A 22,843-nucleotide genomic window follows, 5' to 3' on the forward strand; every position below is an offset into this window, starting at 1 on the left:
AATACTCCTTTTACAATTCTTATTTCTTCCGAAAAATAACCTCACACAGTATTCCCACTCCAACACCAATTGTATAAGCCACTAAATCACTCCACAAAAAACCGTATCCCAACACGAGTCCACCCAAAGTCGTTGCACGCATGCTATCTATCCATTCCGCATGATACAATTGGCTCGCTTCAATCCCGTAGCAAAACATTAAACTAATAAAAGCCAACTTCTTCGTCTCTGTTTTAGGAAACAAAAATCCAAAGCCAGTGAAAATCATTAATGCCCATAATGCATCACCTAAATAATCATTTAATAGATGTGGTAGTGCAAAAGCAAACTTTCTTGAGCTAAGACCTAAAATAATAACAACTATAGTAAATAGTGCATATACTACTCTATTTCGTTTCGTATTCATTTTAAAGTCTCCTAATATGTGATGTAAAACTGTAAATAGCTAGTAAAACAAAGTTATTTTACTAGCTATTTATTGATTGCTTTTATGATAAGAAAATGTGGATTCATATTTAAATAATAATATGATTTTTCGCTTACTTCTTTCATTTTTTCAATTGCCTTCGGTTCCACTATCTCTTCTAATACAAAATAATTTGTAGTTTCATTTAGTATGTCTTGTAATGATCTTCTAAAAAACTTGACTTCAATAGTAATATTCGGTTTAACCCAAGTATCTATTAATAACTGTTTTTCAAAATAATTTTCACATGGAAACTTTGTGAAATCCATAAAAGGATGATGAATAGAATAAATAAGTTCTCCACCTGGCTTCAATACACGACGAAATTCTTGAAATACTTGATTCCAATTTTCTATATAATGAAGAGTTAATGAGCTTACAATCACATCATACGTATTATCTTCAAATGGCAATGTTTCTTGCAGATCATGACAAAGGAACGTCGCTTCTTCTCCTATATTTTCTTTTGCTGCTTTTACCATTTCAGGACTTACATCAATTGCTGTAACATTTGCTCCTCTTCCTATGAATTGAGAAGTATACCATCCAGCTGCACATCCAGCATCTAATATCTTTTTTCCTTCTAGTTCCTTTGGAATAAGCTCCATCATCGCCGGTCTTTCATAATAACTGTTATATGGATTTGCGAAATCTAGATTTTCTTTATATGTACTCGCTAATTTATCATACGTATCTTTAATCGAATCTTTCATTACACACACTCCTAATACATATTAATCCATTAACTCCTGCTGCTTTTTCTTTGAAAATGATTGTAGTACTAAATCATACGACCAATCAATCATTTTATTAATTTGCTCCTGCTCTATATCCTTATGAATATAAACGGTATTCCAATGTTTTTTATTTATATGATACCCTGGAATAATTGTTTCTGGATAATCTTCTCTTATTCTTAATGCGACTTCTGGATCACACTTCAATGTAATCGCAGCTTTTTCGCCTTCTTCATGATTTACTATCGCAAATATTTTATTATTAAGCCTCATACATGTTGCACTCCAGCCACCTGGAGAATCTTCTGTCGCTTTTCTTTTCGATAAACAGTACGCTCTTGTTGCATTCATTTTAATTGGCACCTCTTATTCTTTCCCTGTTTGATTACGATGCATCACAATTTGCTTCGTTGCTTGAAATTGCTGCTCACCGTAAAACTTTATTAGCTTCTCTCCGCAAAATAGACTAACAATATCAATATGAGATATTTCTGGAAGTAATATTGTAAGCATTTTCTCTCCAATACCTTTATTTCTTACATTCTCATGTACGACAACATCTTCAATGTATGCTCGAAAAACACCATCAGAAACGACTCTAGCAAATCCAACTAATTCATTTTCTTCCCATACTCCAATGGCTATACTATTCTTTAACATTTTTTCAATATCGACTTCTTTTCTTTCTGGCCACCAACCGACAGAATCATAAAGCTTCTTTATTTTTTCTGCACAGATTGGTTGTTCTTGTTGCAATTTATACGTGTACATATGCTTTCTCCCATCAATCAGTATACATAATATTATTATAATCTCTTTTCAAAAAAGTGCTGACTATGACCTTTCGGATGATCTTCAACGATACCATACTCCCTGTAACCGTGCTTTTTATAAAATTCTGGCGCTTGAAAACTAAATGAATCTAGCAATATTAATCTGCACCCTTTTTCCTTCGCAATTTCTTCAATTTTATGTAACAGTTGACTACCATAACCGTCATGACGAACTGATTTATCAACCCATAAAAAGTCGATATGAAGATGATAAAAATACATCGTACCTGTTACACCACCAAATATTTTTCCTTCTTCATTTTTTACTACGAGACTTACTTCTTCCATCGGCTGTTTTACTTCATCTGTTAAGATGGACATATTATATTGAATGACTTTATTTTTAATGTATTCTCCTTCAATACGTGTACCGTTCTCTATATGTTTCATATACATTGCTTCCTTTCAACTTAGTAAGCTACATTTTATTTTTCCCCTTTAAAATACTAATCAAAACGAATCCACCATATGTAACAAAGCATGAAAAGCCAATTATCCCTGGTACAGAGACATAGCCTACCCTTATGTAACTTATAACTGCAAAACAAGCGATAGACAATAAAATAGATGGCCAAAATATAACAGCTATTTTTCTTCGCCCTCGTTTCGATGTACTTTCTTTCTCTTCAGAAACACGTGTGCCAAAAAGCAATACAATACAAATAAGGATCGCTGCAAAGTAAATTGTATCTAATGACAAATTGTGATCATATAGGGCGATTCCAACTTCAAGAGCAATAATCGTTAAAATTAAAATAATGATTGTTAAAGTCTTTAAGTTTCTTTTCAATCGCTCACTCCTAGCATGCTTTCACTATATTCTTTGTATATGTACTTTAAAACTACTGCAAAAGCTTCATCTATTTCTTTATTTTCACTTCGATTAGGTAAATCTTTCCCCCCAATAACGTAAAGAACCGGGAATTCGTTAAACACCCCTATTATACCAATATTTATTATTGCTGTAGGTAATCCACCTGTCATATGAGCTATATGATAATACGGTATCCCTTCATATTCTCCTTGTTGCCTTACCATTCCATTTATTATTGGTTCCCATAATTCCGGCTCAGTTTTATACCCTCGAAAAATTCGCACTAAAAGTGAATGTATTTCATTTAACTCTCCAACATTTTGTTCATCTCTAGGGTTTTCTTGAACATGTATGTTAGGGAAGTACGTTGAAACATGCTTTCTAATAGTATCCCATCCTCCGCAGTGCAATACAATCGCCTTTGCAATATAACTGTCATGACACGCTATCATCACTTCAACAGCTTTACTGAGTGATATTGTATCTCTTCCTTGCAAATGTGGATATAATTGTGCACTATCTTCTTTTGAATTAAATTTAATTTGGTGAAGCATATCATTCCAACTAATTTGTTTGTTTTTTACCATGTTTGCTACTGCAAATCCAATTGCCACTTTTGCTGCTGATGCTAAAGGAACATATAGTTCATTATTATAGGAGGCAATTATATCTTCAAATTTTGTAGAAGACACAATCACTCCAACTTGACCAGATTGTATTTCTTTCATTCCTTCAATGACAGTTTGCATATTCGCACCTCTTTTTATATTGTTTTATTACATTCTTTAATTTCGATATAGAATGTATAAAACCTTTTTTGTTACTTGATATGTATGCATACAATAAAAAAGATAGCATGAAATTTTCCCATGCTACCTTTCTAAAATACATACTAAGCAAAACGCAAATATCTATTCTTCCGTAGGCCTTTCAGGACCATTAAGCTCCAATTGATAAAAAGCTAAATCTAACCACCTATTAAACTTATAACCAGCCTTCTTAATTGTCCCCGCATGAACAAATCCATAGTTTTCATGTAAGGCAATACTTTTCTCATTTTCTGCATCAATTCCAGCAATTAAGGTCATATACTCTCTTTCCTTTGCAATTTTGATTAATTCTTTCATTAATGAAGACCCAATGCCACTTTTTCTATATGCCTTATCTACATACACAGAATGTTCAACTGAATATTTATAAGCAGGCCACGCTCTAAATGGACCGAATGTCGCAAATCCTACTACTTTATTATCTAATTCATATACGAAAATTGGATACCCTTCAGCCTTTTTTTGTTCATACCAATCTATTCTATTTTCAAGGGTTACAGGTTTATACGCATATACAGCTGTTGTATAAAGTATCGCATCGTTATAAATATCTAAAATGTATGCTAAATCTCTTTTCGTTGCTTCCCTTATCATTGTTTTCTTCCTTTCATCATGTTCATCTTATTTCACTACCTTTTTAATAGTTTTATTTTATCGAAAATTCCGATTTTTATCTACATACGAATACTAGCTTTTCGGAAACCATCAAACATATTTATTGCAGCAGATAACATGTAGAAAAAAATTCCTCCCCCAATGAGCCACGTTTTAAACTCATCTGGGGAAATAGTAAATGCATTTGCCAAATACGTAATAAACCCTGCGTTAAATACATGTGGATTTACTACAATTACAATGAATACTATCGTCCCAGCTACTTGAAGAATAGCATTCCCAATCGCCAATCTTTGCGTCCATTGTCCCTGCACTAATTTATAAAGGGATATACATATTTCAAAAACGATCATAATTACAACGATTGGCCAGTACTGCAATAAAACATCTTGATTAAAAGTTGGCGAGACAAACTTCAGTCCATTTGCCGTACCGTTATATACGCCAACAAGATGATTCGCATAAAAATAAAGTGTAGCCCAAACTGCTGTCCACATTAAACCTCCAAAAACTTCAAACTTCGAGATTGCTTTTTTCTTTGGGATATACGAGATGGTTTTCAAATCATCTGGTGTCCATTTTTTTAAACTTGTTGTCAATGGTTGTGGGTCTTTTTCTTTATCTGTTCTTTCTAAAACAGCAAAAACAAGTGTAATCCAAAAAAATACTTGGAGACCTACTTCAAATGTTTTTGCAATTCCTTCACCCATCAATTTTAAAATAACATTTACTACTGCCTGCTCACCACTATAACTACTAAAACTTTCTGCAGCCATTGAAATAAGTGCAATAACAACTGCAATTGGTATAATCATTTTTAATAATGTCATATATACATCAAAATAACGTGGTCCAATTAAATGCATCGGTCTATCCATGTATCCATTAGCCAATGAAACTGGACTTCCCAATTTTTCAAGAACGCTCTTTACATCATCTTCATTATAATTATCAGGTAACATATCCTCTATTGTTGACCGTATTTCAAGTGTAATATCTTCACGATTTTTTTCAGGTAATCTTTTTGCAACTTCATGGACGTAGATATCAATTAGACTCATTATCGTCCTCCTCCTTTAATAAGTTATACAGTTCTTTTGAATCCTTTATCCATTCTTTTTTCAACTGCAAAAATATTTCTAATCCATATTCACTTAAAACATAATACTTACGAGGTCTACTCTCCGTTTTATCCCAACTACTCGTCACTAATTCCTGCTTTTCTAATCGGCGAAGTAGCGGATATAAAGTACTTTGATCAATTGTAATTCCTGATTGCTCCAATAACTGGACAAGTGAATATCCGTACTGCGGCGTTGTTAATTGACTTAAAACGGCTAACGTTAATGTCCCTCTTCTTAACTCAGTAATTAACGAGTTTAATAAAGTATCCATTCACTCACCTCATTTCCATTACTATATGTCATACAGTATGTGTTTTATACTATGTATCGTACAGTATTAGTGTGACAAAAACTATAATTTTTTACCAAAAAACGGATAATGAAAAGCGCAAATTATATGATTTGTGCTTTTTTAGCTAAGTTATATATATCACTCTAAAAGGTAGCAACCTTAACTACTAATTTTGCAGTTCCAGTAATACTATATTAAGCTACAAATATCGTATACATATGATGTGAACATAACACCTCACTATAGGAAGCTAATAAAACGGAAAATTACCATAGTTGAATGATTCCTGTTTTATTCTTTAGGCACTGTTAATTTCACACTGTTTTCAGCACCTAATCAACGTTATTTCCTTCATAAACTTCATCTTGTTCAAAATCTTTATTTTTGTTTGGTTTATTAGAGAAAAATAAAAAAACAATTAAATTAGGTTAATTGTTTTTCAAATACAAAATCTTTATTTTTTTAAATAACCTATGATATTCGAAAAGACAAATTCTCCAAATGCAAGTGGTATATAAATAAACCATAACTTTAATATTGCCTTTGTTTCTTTGTGATCAGAATCCCCCATTAAAACCAACCCTATCCTTTATTTTCAAATATTTTGATTTTAATTCCAATAACAAGGAAATTATACCATTTACCAATGTTGTAGTCTATGTTTTCTAAAAAATTAAATAAATAAAACTCTTGTATTCCTTCAATATTCAGATAAAAACAATAACTTTTTTACGTTTCATCTTCAAAGTCTATAATGAGTCCTGTTAGAACCTCTACATTACCTATCGATTGGATCCCGTGACCATCTTAAATTCTTCCCACTCTAACTGCTCTTTTGTGATTCATCGTCACATTATGATGAATCACTCATACATTATCTAGAAGTAAAAAACCCTAATTCACTTTTCTCTTAAAGAGCACAATTCAAATGTGCTCTTTTTAAGTCCGTTCGAATAAAATTCAAAATCCTACTGATAAACAAAAAACCCTCGTTTATCAATAGGATTCATTAGCTATATATAGCGATTATAGCGAACTCCATCACCTATTACTAAAGTCGAACTGATTTAAGTAATATAAATTCCCCTTTTTCTTTAGAAAATTGAACAACCTCTACAATCGCCTCAACATTAATTACTCCGTAAACATGCGGATATTCTTGACCGTTAGAAGCAAGTTCATATTTTACTTCTGCTTTTAATAGAGCTGGATCAATTGTAAGTAATAAAACATCTTCTTCATGCTTGAAATATTTTTCTGCAACTTTTAAAGCTTGATCTAATAATGAACAATGGATAAATCCCTCTTTTATAAGTGATTCTTCATTAATTTCTCCAGTTGTTTTTGCGATTTCCCAATTACTTTTCGTAATTACTTTTGTAATCATAGTGACTCTCCCTTTTTAATTTATGTAATGATATAATAACACTAAATTTTCAACACGTGCTTAATAGATTGGGGACTTATAATGGATAAACCTCTCACTGCATTACAAACTATTATTATACATATGAATAAAAATGAGCATTGGCATGATTTTATTTGTTACTGTCAGCATCGCGAAGCGGGACTTCGAAAATTAGCTTTTAAACATTTAGAGACATTTATTTCAAATGCAAAGAAATGGGAATCAAAAGATCAAGAAGAGTTTGCCATTTCGCTGTTTACTATTTTAGATGCATTAAACGAAAAAGATGGGATCTTAACTTTCTCACTAAATAGTTTTCTAATTGACATTCTATATAGATGGACAGAAAACAACCCATTTGATTCAAGACCTTTTAGATGGATAGGAATTTATATGGACTCTAGCAATAAAGAAGACGATTTAGAAAAATTCCTTCGAAAAGCGATTGAATTAGGTGGTGATACCGAACAAAAAGCCATGATATACCTAGTTTCTAATTACATCAATACTTTAGAATTTGGTACAAATGAATTCCCTTCAGGTTATTGCGGAGATTTAAGCGAATGTATAGAAAAACTTCCCTATATGCTGCAATTAATTAATAGAATTCAGAATAAGAACATAAAGGAGCAAAACATTGGGCAAATACAAGAACAACTACACCTTATTCTAGATTGGTTAAAACATACACAAACTCCAGTAGATGCCGTTCGTGTACGGGAAAAAGAACAAACTAAGGAATTAGAAAAGGTCATTGTATATTATTTACACAACAGCTCAAGTCGTTAATTCATCGTGTACAGAGATAATAAAGTTGTTTAAAAAACGCCAGTCATGTTATTCAACAATCGGGCTATATAACGGAATAAATCATTGTGAAAATTAAAAACATTTGAAATAATCGTCATTAAGTTGAAGCAGAGCGATTGCAGCAAAAGGTGATATGACTTTTTCTTACTTAATAATCGTACGATAGTTAAAAAATTCAACTAATTATATTCCGAAAGGGTGTGTGTAGTATCTTATCAACTAATGTTTTTACTTATAAATCTAAGGATGGAAAAACAGTAATAATTAGAGAAGCTAAAGAACATGATGCAGAAAGAATACTAGATTCTGCTTCAAAAGCTTTAATAAACGCTCCATACATGCTAAGTACGGTTGAGGATGTAAAAAAGGTGCGTATCGATGCTATTCAAAAAACGTTAAAAGCTTATCTTGAAAATCCAAATTATGTACAGTTTATTGCTGAAGTTGATGGTAAGTTAGTCGGTGCAATAGATTTTAAGAACGGAAACAAAGAAAAAATTAGTCATCAAGGGGCTTTTGCGATGACCATACTACCTGAATATCGAAATTATGGTATTGGAAGAGCTCTTCTAGAAACGTTAATCAATTGGGCTAAAAATAACAGTAAGATTGAAAAAGTTTGTCTTGAGGTAATGGAAGATAATCTAGGTGCAATCCAGTTATATAAGAATCTAGGCTTCTTTGAAGAGGGTAGAAAAGCAAAGGGTGTAAAATTGGATGATAGCTATCAAAATTTAATATTAATGGCTTTATTCGTTTAAAATCGAACACTAATTTCAATATAAAAAGAGGATCTTCATAGTCATCTCCCTGTTAAGTAGACAGTAATAGAAATCCTCTTTTTATATTTATCTCACATTAGCTTGCAGTAAAAATCCCCACTGATTATAGTTTCACTTTATTTTAATCCTTTAATTAAAGGTGACGCTTCTCCACTATAGAAAATCCATAAGTCATGAAGTGATCTCGTACATCCGACATATAGTAATTTTGCATCATGCTTTGTGTTTTTGTAATGTTCCTCATCCACATCAATTAAAAGCACCGCATCAAATTCTAAACCTTTCGCTAAATAGACAGGTACTACTGATATACCACCTTCATATTTACTTTGGTTTGCTTCAATTACGTTTACCGTTAATCCTGCATTTGTTAATTTCACATATATATCACGGCATTCATCTTCTGTTCTTCCGATTACCGCAATTGTTTTCACATCTGCATTTTGCAAATGTTTTACCGTCTTCACAATTTCAGTAAATTGATTTTCTGTATGAATTACTTTCACATCTTCTCCACTGCGGAAGACTGGTGTTGTGAGTCCTACTGGGATTTCTGCATTTTTAATTATTTCATTTGCAAATTCAATAATTTCTTTTGTAGAACGATAACTTCTTGTCAATTCATAATAACCGGTTTCTTGGAATACTTCCTTAAAAGCATTCCAATCTTCAATTCCTTGGTAATCATAAATCGCTTGCGATAAATCACCTAATATAGTGAAAGAATTACCTAATGTAATTTCTTTTAATACATAAACTTGGAAAGGCGAAAAATCTTGCGCTTCATCAATAACAACGTGATGAAACTTCTGCCCGATTTCAATCCCTGTTATACGATGATGTATGTATATTAAAGCTGGTAAATCTTCTACATACACTTCTTTTTTACGACAACTCTTTTCTGTTTCTTTAACAAGTTCTTCAGGTAATACCTCGAGTATTTCTTTACTTTTTACTATTGAACTATACAGTGAAAGAGCACTCATTTTCGGCCAAAACTTCATATATGCGTTCAGTCTCTTAGTCGCTTCTTTTTTAAGTAATTTTTTCTCGTTTGTTTCCCCGAATTTTTTAAGTTCAATTTCAATCCAGCGCTTCATTCGTCCTACTAATCGTTCTCTTCTTTTCTGTAAAGGATAATGTTTATATTCAACTTGCATCCATTTTTTAATATCTTCTACTGGAATAATCGCTCTATCCCACGCCTCAAAATCTTTTGTCGGAACTAACTCATTTTCAAATTGGATCATTCTCTCTTCAATAAACTTCTTAAATTCCAACGTACCCTTTAATTTACCTAGCATTACCTTCTTTTGATCACGATTAATTGAAAATGCTTCTTTCAATTTTTCTTCTGTCTGCTTTAGTTTCACTGAATCATCTAACGTACGTAATGCCCAATCCAGAAACGTTGTTTGACTAATATTCCCTACACCTAATTCAGGAAGTACACTCGAAATGTAGTCTAAAAACAGACTATTCGGCGCAAATACGATCATTCTTTCTGCTTCTAGTTGTTCACGATGTTCATAAATTAAAAAAGCAAGGCGATGTAAAGCAATTGTTGTCTTTCCACTCCCTGCAACCCCTTGAATAAGTAATGGTAAATTTCTTTCCGCTCGAATAATATCATTTTGTTCCGATTGAATCGTTGAAACAATATCCTTTAGCTTATTATCTTTATTCTCACCTAATCGATATAGAAGAAAATCATCGGCATGCGATACATCTTCATTTCCTTTTACATATGTATCAACAACACGTTCAAGTTCTCTTTTTCGAATGGAAATGTTTCGTTTTAAATACACATCACCTTCTACTAACCCATCTGGTGATTGATAAAATGCTAATTCTTCTCCACCGGTAAATGAATAAAACATACTTGCGACAGGCGCCCGCCAATCAATAATGATTGGCTTCATCGTGTCCATATCCGAAACCCCTACTTTTCCGATATAAATCGGCATAACTTCTTCTTTTCCATCTTCCTGAAAATCTAACCTTCCAAAGTACGGCTCTTGCACACCAATACGTAAGTTTTGTCTATTAGACTCCCTCATACTTTCAAGAATTTGCTCTTTAAAATCTTCTCCATAATAAACCGGGGTTTTTTCAAGCTTATCCAATTGCTCATCCATCGTATGTAAAGTATCCTTCATTTTTTGTAACTCACCTTCAAATATGTTGCTCATTTCGACGATTCCCTCCTGTCCGTTCTAATTTTTCAGTCGAAGTATCATTGTATTAAAAACCCAATTATAAAGTCAATAGTTTCCGTTTAAATTTTCCGAAAAAACTTATTTTTCATCTTTCTAATTTAAAAAGAATATGCAACATCTAAATCACACAAATACACATATAGTATAGTGATGCATACAAAAGATACTACTTTCTATTTGTCTCCTATTTAATTTATCTATTAACAAATATTGTAAAAATTAAAGACTTTAATCAATGGGCGTTTTACTGCCCACAAATAGTAGGATAAATAAAAGTAAAGGAGGTTCTTCAAATGAATATTTTGAATCTATCTCAAGATTAAATATGCTTCTATCTGGCTGTATCCTTATGGTTTGTTGGTCAATTATGTATGTTGAAATATATAGACTTACAAAATCCGTCTGGCCATGTGTTATCATGCATGCAATCGAGGATGCTGTTCCTACTGTTTTAGTTACAATAACAGGGATTATTACTCTTACAAACAGTAGTGATTTTTGGTTAAATCCTACTAGCGGGGTCGCTGCTACTGTTTTATTTCTCGGAATTGGAATCGTACTAAGAACTATAAGAATAAAAAGAGAACGACAATTATTCACACAATAAAAAGCAGATAATGAATTCGTCATTATCTGCTTTCCAATTTTTAAAACTACCTTATTATATTTTTTGATACATAAGCCAATCTCCAGAGTCTATCACTTTCTTTAACATCTTTTTATCCTGAGCGATATACACATATGCCTCAATTTCCCTATAAGCAACATATACTGTTTGCGTGATTCGATTATATAAATCAGTCTCCGCATTGCCTTTATATTCTTCTAGTTCATCTAACTTACACAATATCTCATCATTTACTACATAAATTTCTCCATACACCTGTTCTTCAATCGAATAAGTCATGGCCGGATATCCTTCGTTCGTATCAAATAATTTTCCATATGTCCAAGCTCTGTCTGCGATGCATGTTGCACCTAGCATATAATGAGCATTCGTTTGTCCTCTTCTTAACGTTCCATAAACGAAAACATGATACATAAATTCTTATCCCCTTTATATGCCTCTACTTTCTTATTTGTAAATAAGCACGAATCATAAAGTAACTCACTTCATTCGGAAGCTGTTCTTTAATAGATTTCAGACCACCATCTGCATTTTGAACGGCAGTTTCAATAAGAGATTCATACTCTGCTGGAACAAAGCTTTGCCAATCTACTTCCATTCCATCCTCATAGCAGCGAATTAAATGGTTTTCGATTGTTTGTCTTGATAAGTTACGTTCTTTTGCAATCTCATTCAAATCAATACCTTGTTTATACATTTCATACGTTTCTAAATGAGAATTTGCGGACGCTTTTCCTGACTTTTTACGCTCTGAAACTACTTCTGTCTTAATCGTTTCACCATAATTTGGATTTTCCTTAATAAAATGCTGAACTGCTTGTAAGAAGTGCGAGCCATATTTCACAAGTTTGTGTTCTCCGATACCTTTTACCGCCAACAATTCGGAATCACTTTGCGGCATTTTCACACACATATCTTTTAATGTTTGGTCAGAGAAAATAACGAATGGCGGTACACCTTCTCCTTGTGCAATTTCTTTACGTACTTCACGAAGCACTTCAAATAAAGGATGGTCTTGAACAATTTGTCTTGTCTCTACTCGTTCTTTTCGTAAAACATTCTCTTTACCAAGTAATACTTCTTTCCCTTTTTCAGTTACTTTTAACGTCGGATAAGTGCCATGTTCAACTGCAATTAACTCGTCTGAAATTAAAAACTCAATAAACTCACTGACCTCTTTTACACTACGGTTCGATAAAAGCCCATACGTTGGTAAAGTATGAAAATTAAATTCAATAACTTTCTTATTCTTCGACCCAGTTAATACTTGCGCTATCATTTGCTTTCCAAAGCGTTGGTTCGTTCTAATCATGCATGATAAAACCATTTGTGATTCTCTTGTCACATCGATGCTCTCGCGATTGTCTGTACAATTACCACAGCGTCCACAATCTTCTTTCGGTTCTTCTCCAAAGTATTGCAAAATGAATGATTGTAAACATTGTTCTGTATGACAGTAATCGGTCATATTTTGCAATTTTTCAAGTTCATTTGAAAAACGTGATTCTCCAGTTGATTGATCAATTAAAAAACGCTGTACTTGTACATCTTGAGAAGAATATAACAATATACATGTACTATCTAATCCGTCACGACCAGCACGTCCTGCTTCTTGATAGTAACTTTCCATATTTTTTGGAAGCTGATAATGAATTACGTAACGAATATTCGATTTATCAATACCCATCCCGAATGCAGATGTTGCTACCATTACACTTACTTCATCTCGTAAAAAGAGTTCTTGTTGCTCATTTCGATCAATATCACTCATACCAGCGTGATATTTTGATACAGAAACTCCTGCCTTCATTAAATCTTCATATAACTGATCGACTACTTTTCTAGTAGCTGCATATATAATCCCAGATTCCTTTTGATTTTGACGAATATAATCCGCCAAATATGCATTTCGATCTTGCCCTTTAATAACAGAAAACGATAAGTTTTCACGCTCAAACGTTGTCATAATTGTATTTTCTTGATTAATTTCAAGTGTATTACAAATATCATCACGTACTTGCGGTGTTGCTGTTGCTGTTAATGCTAATACGAGCGGCTTTTCTGGAAGATAATCTAATATGCGATGTATATGTAAATAACTTGGACGGAAATCATGTCCCCACTGTGAAATACAGTGTGCTTCATCAATCGCAATCATAGGGATTTTCATATCGATAAGTTGGTCAACAAACTCCATCGAATCAAGACGCTCAGGCGCCACATAAAGTAACTTGTAATGTCCTTGTTTCGCTAATTGAATTCGCTGATTTGCTTCTGCAATAGATATAGAACTATTAATATATGTAGCTGAAATGCCATTCTGTACCAATGTATCTACTTGATCCTTCATAAGTGATATTAGAGGCGATATAACCAACGTCGTTCCTTCAAATACTAATGCCGGAATTTGATAACAAATCGACTTACCGCCACCGGTTGGCATAATACAAACCGTATCTTTCCCATCTAGTACATTTTTAATTGTTTCATCTTGTCCTCTTCGAAACGAAGAATAACCAAAGTAGGACGCTAAAAGTTCTTGTGCTTTAGTAAACAAAAAAGAGTCACCTGCTTTTCTTTATCTTTCATCTACTTCTATTATATCAATCACTTATGCGACTTGAAAGGGATGATTAGATGCTTATTGTTTTTTCATTATTCTATGTTTCTTCACTTATTTAATATGAATTAGCATCATTATTTTATATGTTTTACAGCATTTATAACGTAAATCCAGTACACAAGAAGAAAGATTTTCAATTTAAATGTTCATTTTATTTCCCTTTCTTGAATACTACTAATCGTATACATATAAATTCAGGAGGTTACTATATGAATCATCGTAATATGAGTTCCATCAAGGCAAAAACGAAAACACAAAAGCCCCAATTCTCTAATAATGATGCGTGGAAATATGAATCATACTATAAGTATCAGGCATTATTCTCTTATAAAAAGCTTTTTAATTTTCTTTCTCAACTTTTTAGACGTTAATATATGCACAAAAAATATATTATTCACAGAAGTTTTCTCAATATTAAACGTATAAACTTACTACAATTGAATTGTTAACATATATAATAATCTGTTGGATAAACCCCTTAAGTTGACCTGCTTATATTAGCAGGTCTTTTTCATGATTACATACTTCTGTGCACCTCAATCTCACTTCCACTTCTTTTCTCCATTTTATAACCATATTTAAATCCCAACAATTAATGATAATCATAAATTGTTGGGATTTAAATTGTTCACATATAATTATGCAATTCTTCTTTCTCAATACACAAAAGTCATTTTACTTGTTACTATAAAAGTACTCCAGATGAGTTTTTGCTCATCGACATTATCTAGTTATTGGGACCTGCCGCGGGAAGCAGGTCCCTTTGACTGTATTAAGGTACCAATTTCATTTGGACACATTTACCAGGTTTTTTCAAAAGAATTTTATGATAACATTACGTAGTCGAGTCCGACATCTCGGCAATACCCTTTTGAGGGTCTGCAACTTCCCTTGCAGACCCTATTTTACTTTATATTCACTTTATTCATATATACCACAACATCATTCACCTAATTTCTCCATTTCAAATTCCCTAAAAATAATCTAGGACACGTAACTAAAAATAAATGTTTATCATACTTTGAGTTATACATGTTCAAAGGAGTGTTACTATTTATGTATTCTTATTGGCAATCGTATTACTCCCCCTACCATAACCCTTATGTAAACTATGATTTATCCGTACGGAACTACCGAATTAGTAAAAATGAGAATTTTTTAAAAGGGTATATGCGTTCTTTATGGGAACAACACGTCGCTTGGACGAGATTGGCTATTGTAAGTATAGTATTTAATTTACCAGATGTTAACGTTACTGTTGGGCGACTTTTACAAAACGCAACACATATGGGACTATCACTTGAACCATTTTACGGTGAAGATGCAGTGAAAAAATATAGTGCATTAATTAAAGATCACTTAGTAATTGCAGCGGATCTTGTTAAAGCCGCAAAAGCTGGTAATCAAAATGCAGCGGCCGCTATAGAGAAAAAATGGTACGCTAATGGTGACGCAATTATTGAATTTCTTAACAGTATCAACCCATATATAGATAAAGAAGAATTTAGAAAAATGTTTTATGAACATTTAGCACTAACGAAAGCAGAAGCACTTGCCTTCCTAAATAAAGATTATGAAGCAGGAGTAGAACTTTACGATAAAATTGAAAAAGAAGCATTAGAAATGGCCGACATGATAACAAACGCAATCGTAAAACAATTCCCGCAAGTATTTCAATAAAGTGAAACTTTAATCAGAGTAGGTATTACTACTAAGTAATACTTGATAAAAATAAGTCGATTTCCCAACATAAATCGGCTTATTTAGTTTTCTCTCCATGATATTTCACCTCTCCTCTTTACATTTAGCTTATATCGATATATTTTATTAATATCCGTTTTTTATAGGAGGAAATAGTTTGATTAACGCGATTGGTCTAGTTTTTATACTTACAAATAAACACGAGAAAAAAAAGAAAGTTTACTTAAATGAAAAATTTGCACTAATAGATATTATTGATTCTAAAGAAGTATTTGATGATGAAGGGAATCCTTTAGTAGAACTAACATGTAAATACAGTATATATTTAGATGAAAAATATTACTGTAAATCTCTCGATGATTATACTGGACAAGTATTTCCTTTCTTAAGTGCAAAAATAGGAAAAGGTCTTCTAAGAAACTTAAACTACTACTTTTCTTACGTTGATGCCTATGATAAGAAACCACCAGTTAAAGAAATAAGACCACTTATGAAACAAGTAACTAACAGATAGCCAAAAATACAAAAAAGAAAGCATCTAACTCTGGATGTTTTCTTTTTTATTGAAAATTCATTAACTTTCATACTCTTCTAAAAGTCTGTATCCAAGCATATTTTAAATTAAAAACATTGGAGGATTAGAGTGAATGAAATACTCAGAAACAATTATAAGCAAACGACTTCGAATACTTAAAATGACGGGTATGTTTTTCATGCTAGTGTTAATAGCATGGATTGGCTATACAAAATTACTTTATGAAAACGGCTTTCTTCAAGAAAAAAAGAATTCAGTAGAAGTAATGAACACTAGCATTACAGGAGAAATAGAGCAGCTTTTTCATATAAACTTGCAAGGTTATCGAAAAACAAGCCTTGATGCTGTTATAGAAGCCAGTAAAACCGATCCAAGTGAACTATCCTTAATTGAACTAGTCAACAAATCCTGTTCGCGAGATTGCATAGGTGAACCAGTTACATATGTAAACTCAAACAATGGATATATCTTTTATAAGGAATCTAATGGAACTAATGTAGCTATAACGGTTAAAAAGAAAGACACATGGGTAATTGTAAAGAAATCTGTTCAAGATGGAATATAATCACCCCAAAAAAGAGTACGCATCGTACTCTTTTTTATTATTAATACCCTTCCTCTTCATGCCTACAATGGCATTTCGCTTTTGTTTTACAATGACATTTTTCACACTCACACTTCGGTTTCTCTTTGCAACAACACTCGTGAAAATCATTGCGCTTACATCTACATCTCCCAAACATTAAATCATCCCAAAATTTATTACAATCTTGAAAATGTCCACAATGACAAGTATTTCTCATAAATATGCTTCCTCCTTGATAGAATTCATCATATTCTATGTTTGAAAGTATACAAAGGCTTGTTTATTAGTCTATTTTCTCCATATTATAAGTAGAGTTAAAAGATTAAATAAAAATAAAAACCGTCACATGACGGCTCTTATTTTTATTTAGCAAACTACTCTTTTGTATAAAAATATTTAATTCCTTTCATATCTAACCAAGCAGTTGCTTTGTCCAGTTCGTTCCCTTGACGATAATCTGTTTCGAAATACACAAGCCCTTGGTTATCTCCACGAGATATTATTTTAGAAGTATATCCAAGCTTATCCATCATTTGAATCATGTCAGAAATTAAATTTACACCAAATTCATAAGTAACTACTTTGTTATATTTATTCACTATAATTCCAACCCCTTCTTGTTTTTTTATCGGCTCAACAATTTGATTTGTAAACCAAGCTAACGGCTTATTTCCAATCAGCTTATTTAAATCACACTTGCCGATACCAGCCACATTGCCTGTCTCTGTGTATTGCCAAATATCACATGGATACGCCGGTTTGTTACCACCATAACGAGGAATCCATACAAAATCACAATTGACATTTGCCATTCCAAATGGAGCATACATATGATGAGCAATATATAAACCGACTTTCTTAGCTCCTAATCTGCGTAATTCATCAATAAAAGCTTGTGCACCCGCTCTCATATCGTTCATTGTTCTTACTTCTACGTCAGCTACCCAAACTGTTGCATTTTTATCACCACGGTTCCAAAAGTCTCTTGCTTCTATCCGTGCATCCTCTACTGAAACGAAACGACAGAACGCATAATTACCAAACGGAATATTCCTTGCTTTCATTGCTTGTACATAATTTTTATATAAAGGATCTACATAGTTTGAACCATCTTGCACACGTACAATTACGAAATCTAATTGTGGTGCTGCGATATCCCAGTTAATGTCGCCATTCCATTTCGAAATATCTACAATATAACCCATTATTTAACATCTCCTTTTTCATTATTATATTCAAAGCTTGTTTTTTTGTTATTATCAACTAATAAATAGTATGAGAGGTATTATATTATTGGGTAATAATTTAAAATTCGGCTTATGTATTGAGAAAACAAAATATTATTACGGGTTTAATAAGTAAAGATTTACAAAACTCTAAACTATATAAAGTGAAACGATAATTAGTAGGAGTCTACGAGCAGTGTAATTCCCACCTAATTTCTTAGCTTCATCCGAATTTTGAGGTGAGAATTTTACCGCCCACAAATAGCTTGATAAATAAAACCACCTTTCTGACAGGTGGTTTTGTGTACTAATTTACATATAAATTGTCCATATTTTTATAGTTACTTAATATACTTGTTAACTAAAAATAAGACAATTTTTAGTTTTTAATCAAACCAATTTTCGTTTTATCTCACGTACTCATAGTACCATTTACGTGCATCTAACCAAGCTGTAAATTTATCGATATTCCCGGACGGATAGCCATTCGTTATAGCATAACCAATGCCATCTTTTTGAACGACAATTTGTCCATCAATACCCGCATCAACCATAGCTTGAGCCAAAGCTTGTAAATTACTAAATGCTACACCACCAGTTTTTACTTTGAGCAAATTCGCTGCACCTCCTCCAGTTTGTCCTGTAAGAGCAAATACAATAGAATTAGCGATTTTATCAACATTCCATTTTGCCATGTCGGATTCATTATCAATAAACCCTAATTCAATAAGAATAGCCGGTGCCTTCGTTCCATTTAATACTGCTAAATCTGTACGTTGTTTCGCACCTCGATCACGCCATCCAATATCTTTTGCTAGTTGAGCTGAGATTTTAGCCGCCAAATCTTTCTGATCATAATATAAAACCTCAACACCCTGTCCATTTCCATCACTTGCATTAAGATGAAAAGAAATAACTAAATCCACAGCATGGGAATTGCTATTCCGAATGATATTATTTAAATTTTGTGATTGAGTTGCCCCTACCTCGTCCGTATCGTCATAAACCGTGTGTCCTAGGGCTCTTAACTTAGCCGCCACGGCATCTTTAACTTGCCTATCTAGAACGTGTTCTTTCCGATTCCCGAAATTAGCACCTTGAACAATACTATTGTGTCCTCCGTGCAAACTATATCTAGCCATTATTCATCAACATCTCCTTTCTTAATATCTTATTCAAAACTTGTCTTATTGCTATTCCCACTTACAATCTTAACTGTGCCCATACGTCCTATATTTTCTAAAAGTGACGCAATTTGTTTTCGATATAAAAAAGCTATCGCTTCATAAATCGAATGATTTATTCTCTAAATTACTTTTACATGAATGACGACACGAACAAAAAAGCATCACCCTTTCGGCGATGCCTAAAAACTCTATTTTACTTTTCAGCTCCCTAAATAAATAGAGTTTAAAATCACTGAAACTACACCTATATTTCCTCCCCTTCCTTCACAGCTTCTTTCAACCTCTGCAACATATACCCAATTCCTTTACACCCCTCTAGCGGATATGTAATCATTTCTTCTGGATATAACTTTGTCACTACTTTTTTATGCTTCTTCCCTGCTAGTAAGACGATTTCGTCAAACTGTAGTAAACTTTTATCTACCATCTGTTTTTGTAATTGCTCTATACTTATTACCTCATCGCTTTTTGAATCAAATGCAAGATCATAGTTTTCTAATACAATATCACTTGGTCTTAAAAATCCATGTTTCGCTGATAATATAACCCAGTTTTCGAAAAACATAGTTGCGTACGCCTGACATGCTTTTCCGAACGGACTAATATATACATCTTTTGCTTCCATCGGTCCGTAGTCTGAATGTTTATCCCAAATTTTCTTTTTTCCGCATGGAATTATACATAGCCTTTTCATATATATTTCTACTCCCTTTACTTTGGTAAATAAAATTCGTTATTTTGTACATTTTTTTCTCGAAATACTATATAATAATTCTGAAAGTTAAAATTACACATTTTACCATATGCGTACTATAGATTACTCTCATTGCAAATATTATAATACCATAAAAAATTTTTCATTTTTTCTTCAAAATAATGAAACTAAATTATAATACAAGTATGTATTAATAAAACAATAAGGGAGGTTCATAAAAATGAAAAATATTATCCCTGCACTATTAGTCTATTTTATCGTTTGCGTTATTTCCGTTATCATCCCAGCATCTGAAGGCTATAATTATGTCGGCTGGAAGTTATTTGTTGGGCAAGTGTATGCGATACCTATTTTCTTCATTACTACGATAATCACATTTTATATAAACAAGAAAAAATCTTACGAATAAACGATTATAAGGATAGCTAACGCTATCCTTATTTTAATTCGTTAATCAAAACTTTATATCCTTTCTTCTAAAAAGTTAAACGCAACATCTGTATTTCAGCGTTTAAACGCAGTTCCTCCGAAATCCAGCTCTCTAATTTTGAAACAGATGCAATATTTTTTCAAAAAGCCCCTGTAATTTACTTTTCAATACTTCCATATCATTAAGCATACACAATGCGACTGTTTAAAAGTTAAAAATTTCTGCTTATTATAAATAAAAAAGGACAAGTAGCCAATCTGACTACTTGTCCTTACTGTTCATCTGTACGCAATACGATTAAGCTTGGAATGCTTCTGTTAATACTGGTACGATTTGTTTTTTACGAGATACAACACCTTTTAAAGTAGCTGTATTGTTTTCTAGTGATACGTTGTATGCTTTCTCAACAACGTTTGCTGCTTTACCGATCGCAAGACCGACAGAATCGTTAGTTAAGATATCAGTTACAACGAATAAGAATAGGTCTAAACCTTTTTCTTCTACTACTGCAGAAATTACTTTTTCAAGTTCCGCTTGGTGTACAAGAACGTCGTTTGTATCAACAGCGTTTACTTGTGCGATTTCAACTTTCGCATTACCCATTTGGAATTCTTTAGCATCAAGAGAAATTAATTGCTCCATTGTTTTTCCGCTTAAGTCAGCACCAGCTTTTAACATTTCTAAGCCGTAGTTATCTGCATCTACACCAGCGATTTCCGCTAATTCACGAGCAGCTGCTACATCTTGTTCTGTGCAAGTTGGAGATTTGAATAGTAAAGAATCTGAAATGATTGCAGATAACATTAAACCTGCAACTTCTTTACGAATTGTTACGCCATTTTCTTTGTACATTTTGTTTAAGATTGTAGCTGTACAGCCAACTGGCTCACAACGATAGTATATAGGATCGCTTGTTTCAAAGTTAGCAATACGGTGATGGTCAATAACTTCTAACACACGAACTGATTCGATATCGTTAGCACTTTGTTGACGCTCGTTATGGTCAACTAAAATAACGTTGTCCACTTCGCTTGCTACTGTCTCAACAAAACGCGGTCCTTCTACTTTAAAATAGTCTAACGCAAATTGAGTTTCACCGCTGATTTCGCCTAAACGTACAGGCTCAGCATTCATTCCTAATTCTTTTTTCAATTCTGCATAAGCAATTGCAGAACAAATTGCATCTGTATCTGGGTTTTTATGCCCGAAAACTAGTACTTTTTCCATGTTTTCCACCTCTTCATGAAAAGGATATCTTAAAGAAGCAAATATGACAATATTTAAAGCATATTTTTTTATAAATAATTGCACTTTCTTCTATATTTTTCATCATTTTCATAAAAAAAATCATCTAAAATGAATTAGATGATCGAAATGTATGTTTCAATTAAAATAATGTAGGAGCTTGCACTACATTGTTAAAAGCGAAATTTGAGGATAAGCCATTATTCAAAAGGTTTACATCTATAACTTGATAAAACGCATTTCCAGTGTCTGCAATTTCCCAAACAGCTAAAATAAGATGGTATCCACTACGGTCAGTTGGTACATTCGCTTCGTGCATTACTGTTGTCCCTGGTCTAGCTCCACCGTCATTTTTCACATAGAATGGCACTAAATCTAAATCTGATCGCGTCAAAGGTTTATTGGGATTCCAACCTTTTTTCGTAATATAGTATTTCCACTCTTTCGTACTATGAGGAGCCGTTAGTTTCCACTTGAATGTATTCGTCCCGCCATTTAACGTAACTTTCTTCCACCTATCTACAGTTTGAACATCTAAAGCGGGAAAATGACCAGCCCCTGCAATTTGTCCATCAGAAGGTCCTAGTTGCGGGAATCCACCTATTCCTTCTACGCTTTGAGGTTCATATTGAATCGGTCCACAATTTACATTTACCCCTTGCTTACATAAATAAGATCGGCTCGCTGGTGATTCTACATATCCATGAGCTGAAGCCTTTTCTGAAAATCCAAATGTTAATAATCCCGTAAGTAATACGCCACCACTTAAAATAACTTTCTTCATCTTTTGTAAACTATTCTTTTTCATTCTTTCATCCCCTTCCCATAATAAAGCGAAAATAACTATAGTTGGCTAGTCATCTTCTCTACATTTATTATAAGACGAGAATCATTACTAAAAGAACCCTCTAAAAACTTTCTCAAATTCATTTAGTGCGTTAATTAGATTATAATTAACTATTTTAACACCGCCAGAAAAATATAGACGGTGTTAAAAATAGTCGTTTATTATTCACTTACTAATAATTAAGCACTCT

Annotated in this window: 27 protein-coding genes, 1 pseudogene and 1 riboswitch; of the genes and pseudogenes, 8 read left to right on the forward strand and 20 right to left on the reverse strand. The window is 32.9% G+C overall.

Going from position 1 to position 22,843, the window contains the following annotated elements:
• Positions 1 to 19 precede the first annotated feature (19 nt).
• The 11 genes from F3I02_RS21860 to F3I02_RS21910 form a co-directional block, all read right to left on the reverse strand.
• Positions 20 to 406 carry a ribosomal maturation YjgA family protein gene (locus F3I02_RS21860; RefSeq protein WP_196478431.1) on the reverse strand — a complete coding sequence of 129 codons (387 nt, stop codon included), beginning with the start codon at positions 404 to 406 and terminating at the stop codon, positions 20 to 22.
• A 65-nt stretch (positions 407 to 471) separates the two neighbouring features.
• Positions 472 to 1,179 (reverse strand): class I SAM-dependent methyltransferase, encoded by a 708-nt coding sequence (locus F3I02_RS21865; protein WP_000655257.1) that lies wholly within the window; start codon positions 1,177 to 1,179, stop codon positions 472 to 474.
• Between the two features lie 21 nt (positions 1,180 to 1,200).
• A complete protein-coding gene (locus F3I02_RS21870) occupies positions 1,201 to 1,554 on the reverse strand; it encodes an MmcQ/YjbR family DNA-binding protein (RefSeq protein WP_000994629.1) in 354 nt (117 codons plus the stop codon).
• Positions 1,555 to 1,569: 15 nt separating this feature from the next.
• Entirely contained in the window at positions 1,570 to 1,974 is a 405-nt protein-coding gene (locus F3I02_RS21875) for a GNAT family N-acetyltransferase (RefSeq protein ID WP_046945011.1), read from the reverse strand.
• 35 nt (positions 1,975 to 2,009) lie between these two features.
• The gene (locus tag F3I02_RS21880; RefSeq protein ID WP_000680417.1) at positions 2,010 to 2,426 is read right to left on the reverse strand and encodes a GNAT family N-acetyltransferase; all 417 of its coding nucleotides are present in this window, start codon (positions 2,424 to 2,426) and stop codon (positions 2,010 to 2,012) included.
• Positions 2,427 to 2,454: 28 nt separating this feature from the next.
• On the reverse strand, positions 2,455 to 2,826 hold the full coding sequence (locus F3I02_RS21885) for a hypothetical protein (protein WP_000827982.1): 372 nt from the start codon (positions 2,824 to 2,826) through the stop codon (positions 2,455 to 2,457).
• Positions 2,823 to 3,599 (reverse strand): serine hydrolase, encoded by a 777-nt coding sequence (locus F3I02_RS21890; RefSeq protein ID WP_196478432.1) that lies wholly within the window; start codon positions 3,597 to 3,599, stop codon positions 2,823 to 2,825. The genes F3I02_RS21885 and F3I02_RS21890 overlap by 4 nt, the downstream gene beginning before the upstream one ends.
• A gap of 162 nt (positions 3,600 to 3,761) precedes the next feature.
• Positions 3,762 to 4,274: a GNAT family N-acetyltransferase gene (locus F3I02_RS21895; RefSeq protein ID WP_196478433.1), complete on the reverse strand. Its 513-nt coding sequence runs from the start codon at positions 4,272 to 4,274 to the stop codon at positions 3,762 to 3,764.
• Between the two features lie 80 nt (positions 4,275 to 4,354).
• The gene (locus tag F3I02_RS21900; RefSeq protein ID WP_196478434.1) at positions 4,355 to 5,356 is read right to left on the reverse strand and encodes an HAAS signaling domain-containing protein; all 1,002 of its coding nucleotides are present in this window, start codon (positions 5,354 to 5,356) and stop codon (positions 4,355 to 4,357) included.
• Entirely contained in the window at positions 5,343 to 5,690 is a 348-nt protein-coding gene (locus F3I02_RS21905; protein WP_000380305.1) for a PadR family transcriptional regulator, read from the reverse strand. The genes F3I02_RS21900 and F3I02_RS21905 overlap by 14 nt, the downstream gene beginning before the upstream one ends.
• 1,014 nt (positions 5,691 to 6,704) lie before the next feature.
• A riboswitch (Fluoride riboswitch) is annotated at positions 6,705 to 6,766 on the reverse strand.
• On the reverse strand, positions 6,763 to 7,098 hold the full coding sequence (locus F3I02_RS21910; RefSeq protein WP_046945009.1) for a DUF952 domain-containing protein: 336 nt from the start codon (positions 7,096 to 7,098) through the stop codon (positions 6,763 to 6,765). Its footprint overlaps the riboswitch before it by 4 nt.
• Before the next feature lie 81 nt (positions 7,099 to 7,179).
• Between F3I02_RS21910 and F3I02_RS21915 the strand changes: the two genes are divergently transcribed.
• Positions 7,180 to 7,908: a hypothetical protein gene (locus F3I02_RS21915; protein ID WP_000360489.1), complete on the forward strand. Its 729-nt coding sequence runs from the start codon at positions 7,180 to 7,182 to the stop codon at positions 7,906 to 7,908.
• A gap of 221 nt (positions 7,909 to 8,129) precedes the next feature.
• A complete protein-coding gene (locus tag F3I02_RS21920; protein WP_196478435.1) occupies positions 8,130 to 8,690 on the forward strand; it encodes a GNAT family N-acetyltransferase in 561 nt (186 codons plus the stop codon).
• A 137-nt stretch (positions 8,691 to 8,827) separates the two neighbouring features.
• On the opposite strand, the gene F3I02_RS21925 is transcribed toward F3I02_RS21920, so the two are convergent.
• Complete coding sequence (locus F3I02_RS21925; protein ID WP_196478436.1) at positions 8,828 to 10,903, reverse strand: HelD family protein; 2,076 nt, start codon at positions 10,901 to 10,903, stop codon at positions 8,828 to 8,830.
• A 319-nt stretch (positions 10,904 to 11,222) separates the two neighbouring features.
• On the opposite strand from F3I02_RS21925, the pseudogene F3I02_RS21930 reads away from it, so the two are divergent.
• Positions 11,223 to 11,537 (forward strand): annotated as a pseudogene (locus tag F3I02_RS21930) (CPBP family intramembrane glutamate endopeptidase); the annotation flags it as partial.
• Between the two features lie 54 nt (positions 11,538 to 11,591).
• On the opposite strand, the gene F3I02_RS21935 reads toward F3I02_RS21930, so the two are convergent.
• Both F3I02_RS21935 and recQ read right to left on the reverse strand, forming a co-directional pair.
• Complete coding sequence (locus F3I02_RS21935; protein WP_000274902.1) at positions 11,592 to 11,972, reverse strand: gamma-glutamylcyclotransferase family protein; 381 nt, start codon at positions 11,970 to 11,972, stop codon at positions 11,592 to 11,594.
• 25 nt (positions 11,973 to 11,997) lie between these two features.
• The gene (recQ, locus tag F3I02_RS21940) at positions 11,998 to 14,115 is read right to left on the reverse strand and encodes a DNA helicase RecQ (protein ID WP_196478437.1); all 2,118 of its coding nucleotides are present in this window, start codon (positions 14,113 to 14,115) and stop codon (positions 11,998 to 12,000) included.
• A 275-nt stretch (positions 14,116 to 14,390) separates the two neighbouring features.
• Between recQ and F3I02_RS21945 the strand changes: the two genes are divergently transcribed.
• From F3I02_RS21945 to F3I02_RS21960, 4 genes are all read left to right on the forward strand, one after another.
• Positions 14,391 to 14,552: a hypothetical protein gene (locus F3I02_RS21945; protein ID WP_001016536.1), complete on the forward strand. Its 162-nt coding sequence runs from the start codon at positions 14,391 to 14,393 to the stop codon at positions 14,550 to 14,552.
• A gap of 685 nt (positions 14,553 to 15,237) precedes the next feature.
• Positions 15,238 to 15,861 (forward strand): hypothetical protein, encoded by a 624-nt coding sequence (locus F3I02_RS21950; RefSeq protein WP_000287736.1) that lies wholly within the window; start codon positions 15,238 to 15,240, stop codon positions 15,859 to 15,861.
• A 178-nt stretch (positions 15,862 to 16,039) separates the two neighbouring features.
• The gene (locus F3I02_RS21955) at positions 16,040 to 16,396 is read left to right on the forward strand and encodes a hypothetical protein (protein WP_000606231.1); all 357 of its coding nucleotides are present in this window, start codon (positions 16,040 to 16,042) and stop codon (positions 16,394 to 16,396) included.
• 133 nt (positions 16,397 to 16,529) lie between these two features.
• Complete coding sequence (locus F3I02_RS21960) at positions 16,530 to 16,982, forward strand: hypothetical protein (RefSeq protein ID WP_000877572.1); 453 nt, start codon at positions 16,530 to 16,532, stop codon at positions 16,980 to 16,982.
• On the opposite strand, the gene F3I02_RS21965 is transcribed toward F3I02_RS21960, so the two are convergent.
• The 4 genes from F3I02_RS21965 to F3I02_RS21980 all read right to left on the reverse strand — a co-directional run bounded on the left by F3I02_RS21965 (position 16,983) and on the right by F3I02_RS21980 (position 20,110).
• Positions 16,983 to 17,156, reverse strand: a complete 174-nt coding sequence (locus F3I02_RS21965) for a hypothetical protein (RefSeq protein WP_000503012.1) — start codon at positions 17,154 to 17,156, stop codon at positions 16,983 to 16,985.
• Between the two features lie 221 nt (positions 17,157 to 17,377).
• The gene (locus F3I02_RS21970; RefSeq protein ID WP_000540620.1) at positions 17,378 to 18,208 is read right to left on the reverse strand and encodes a GH25 family lysozyme; all 831 of its coding nucleotides are present in this window, start codon (positions 18,206 to 18,208) and stop codon (positions 17,378 to 17,380) included.
• A 428-nt stretch (positions 18,209 to 18,636) separates the two neighbouring features.
• On the reverse strand, positions 18,637 to 19,371 hold the full coding sequence (locus F3I02_RS21975; protein WP_000135279.1) for an N-acetylmuramoyl-L-alanine amidase: 735 nt from the start codon (positions 19,369 to 19,371) through the stop codon (positions 18,637 to 18,639).
• A 289-nt stretch (positions 19,372 to 19,660) separates the two neighbouring features.
• Positions 19,661 to 20,110: a DUF6884 domain-containing protein gene (locus tag F3I02_RS21980; RefSeq protein ID WP_000824872.1), complete on the reverse strand. Its 450-nt coding sequence runs from the start codon at positions 20,108 to 20,110 to the stop codon at positions 19,661 to 19,663.
• A 241-nt stretch (positions 20,111 to 20,351) separates the two neighbouring features.
• On the opposite strand from F3I02_RS21980, the gene F3I02_RS21985 reads away from it, so the two are divergent.
• Positions 20,352 to 20,540, forward strand: coding sequence for a DUF4017 family protein (locus F3I02_RS21985; RefSeq protein WP_000789486.1), 189 nt, complete (start codon positions 20,352 to 20,354; stop codon positions 20,538 to 20,540).
• 318 nt (positions 20,541 to 20,858) lie between these two features.
• On the opposite strand, the gene ppaC is transcribed toward F3I02_RS21985, so the two are convergent.
• Positions 20,859 to 21,788 (reverse strand): manganese-dependent inorganic pyrophosphatase, encoded by a 930-nt coding sequence (gene ppaC / locus F3I02_RS21990; RefSeq protein ID WP_000416865.1) that lies wholly within the window; start codon positions 21,786 to 21,788, stop codon positions 20,859 to 20,861.
• A 160-nt stretch (positions 21,789 to 21,948) separates the two neighbouring features.
• Positions 21,949 to 22,614, reverse strand: a complete 666-nt coding sequence (locus F3I02_RS21995; protein ID WP_196478438.1) for a lytic polysaccharide monooxygenase — start codon at positions 22,612 to 22,614, stop codon at positions 21,949 to 21,951.
• Between the last annotated feature and the right edge of the window lie 229 nt (positions 22,615 to 22,843).

Origin of the sequence: Bacillus sp. SRB3LM (assembly GCF_015712745.1) — a bacterium.
Taxonomy (GTDB): Bacteria; Bacillota; Bacilli; order Bacillales; family Bacillaceae_G; genus Bacillus_A; species Bacillus_A thuringiensis_K.

Bases quoted from the DNA above. Each gene is read 5' to 3' on its own strand.
- F3I02_RS21950 (WP_000287736.1), top strand. From the start codon at position 15,238: ATGTATTCTTATTGGCAATCGTATTACTCCCCCTACCATAACCCTTAT.
- F3I02_RS21995 (WP_196478438.1), bottom strand. From the start codon at position 22,614: ATGAAAAAGAATAGTTTACAAAAGATGAAGAAAGTTATTTTAAGTGGT.
- F3I02_RS21890 (WP_196478432.1), bottom strand. From the start codon at position 3,599: ATGCAAACTGTCATTGAAGGAATGAAAGAAATACAATCTGGTCAAGTT.
- F3I02_RS21970 (WP_000540620.1), bottom strand. From the start codon at position 18,208: ATGGGTTATATTGTAGATATTTCGAAATGGAATGGCGACATTAACTGG.
- F3I02_RS21880 (WP_000680417.1), bottom strand. From the start codon at position 2,426: ATGAAACATATAGAGAACGGTACACGTATTGAAGGAGAATACATTAAA.
- ppaC (WP_000416865.1), bottom strand. From the start codon at position 21,788: ATGGAAAAAGTACTAGTTTTCGGGCATAAAAACCCAGATACAGATGCA.
- F3I02_RS21910 (WP_046945009.1), bottom strand. From the start codon at position 7,098: ATGATTACAAAAGTAATTACGAAAAGTAATTGGGAAATCGCAAAAACA.
- F3I02_RS21870 (WP_000994629.1), bottom strand. From the start codon at position 1,554: ATGAATGCAACAAGAGCGTACTGTTTATCGAAAAGAAAAGCGACAGAA.
- F3I02_RS21900 (WP_196478434.1), bottom strand. From the start codon at position 5,356: ATGAGTCTAATTGATATCTACGTCCATGAAGTTGCAAAAAGATTACCT.
- F3I02_RS21875 (WP_046945011.1), bottom strand. From the start codon at position 1,974: ATGTACACGTATAAATTGCAACAAGAACAACCAATCTGTGCAGAAAAA.
- F3I02_RS21985 (WP_000789486.1), top strand. From the start codon at position 20,352: ATGAAAAATATTATCCCTGCACTATTAGTCTATTTTATCGTTTGCGTT.
- F3I02_RS21980 (WP_000824872.1), bottom strand. From the start codon at position 20,110: ATGAAAAGGCTATGTATAATTCCATGCGGAAAAAAGAAAATTTGGGAT.
- F3I02_RS21935 (WP_000274902.1), bottom strand. From the start codon at position 11,972: ATGTATCATGTTTTCGTTTATGGAACGTTAAGAAGAGGACAAACGAAT.
- F3I02_RS21860 (WP_196478431.1), bottom strand. From the start codon at position 406: ATGAATACGAAACGAAATAGAGTAGTATATGCACTATTTACTATAGTT.
- F3I02_RS21865 (WP_000655257.1), bottom strand. From the start codon at position 1,179: ATGAAAGATTCGATTAAAGATACGTATGATAAATTAGCGAGTACATAT.
- F3I02_RS21915 (WP_000360489.1), top strand. From the start codon at position 7,180: ATGGATAAACCTCTCACTGCATTACAAACTATTATTATACATATGAAT.
- F3I02_RS21925 (WP_196478436.1), bottom strand. From the start codon at position 10,903: ATGAGCAACATATTTGAAGGTGAGTTACAAAAAATGAAGGATACTTTA.
- F3I02_RS21895 (WP_196478433.1), bottom strand. From the start codon at position 4,274: ATGATAAGGGAAGCAACGAAAAGAGATTTAGCATACATTTTAGATATT.
- F3I02_RS21975 (WP_000135279.1), bottom strand. From the start codon at position 19,371: ATGGCTAGATATAGTTTGCACGGAGGACACAATAGTATTGTTCAAGGT.
- F3I02_RS21945 (WP_001016536.1), top strand. From the start codon at position 14,391: ATGAATCATCGTAATATGAGTTCCATCAAGGCAAAAACGAAAACACAA.
- F3I02_RS21905 (WP_000380305.1), bottom strand. From the start codon at position 5,690: ATGGATACTTTATTAAACTCGTTAATTACTGAGTTAAGAAGAGGGACA.
- F3I02_RS21960 (WP_000877572.1), top strand. From the start codon at position 16,530: ATGAAATACTCAGAAACAATTATAAGCAAACGACTTCGAATACTTAAA.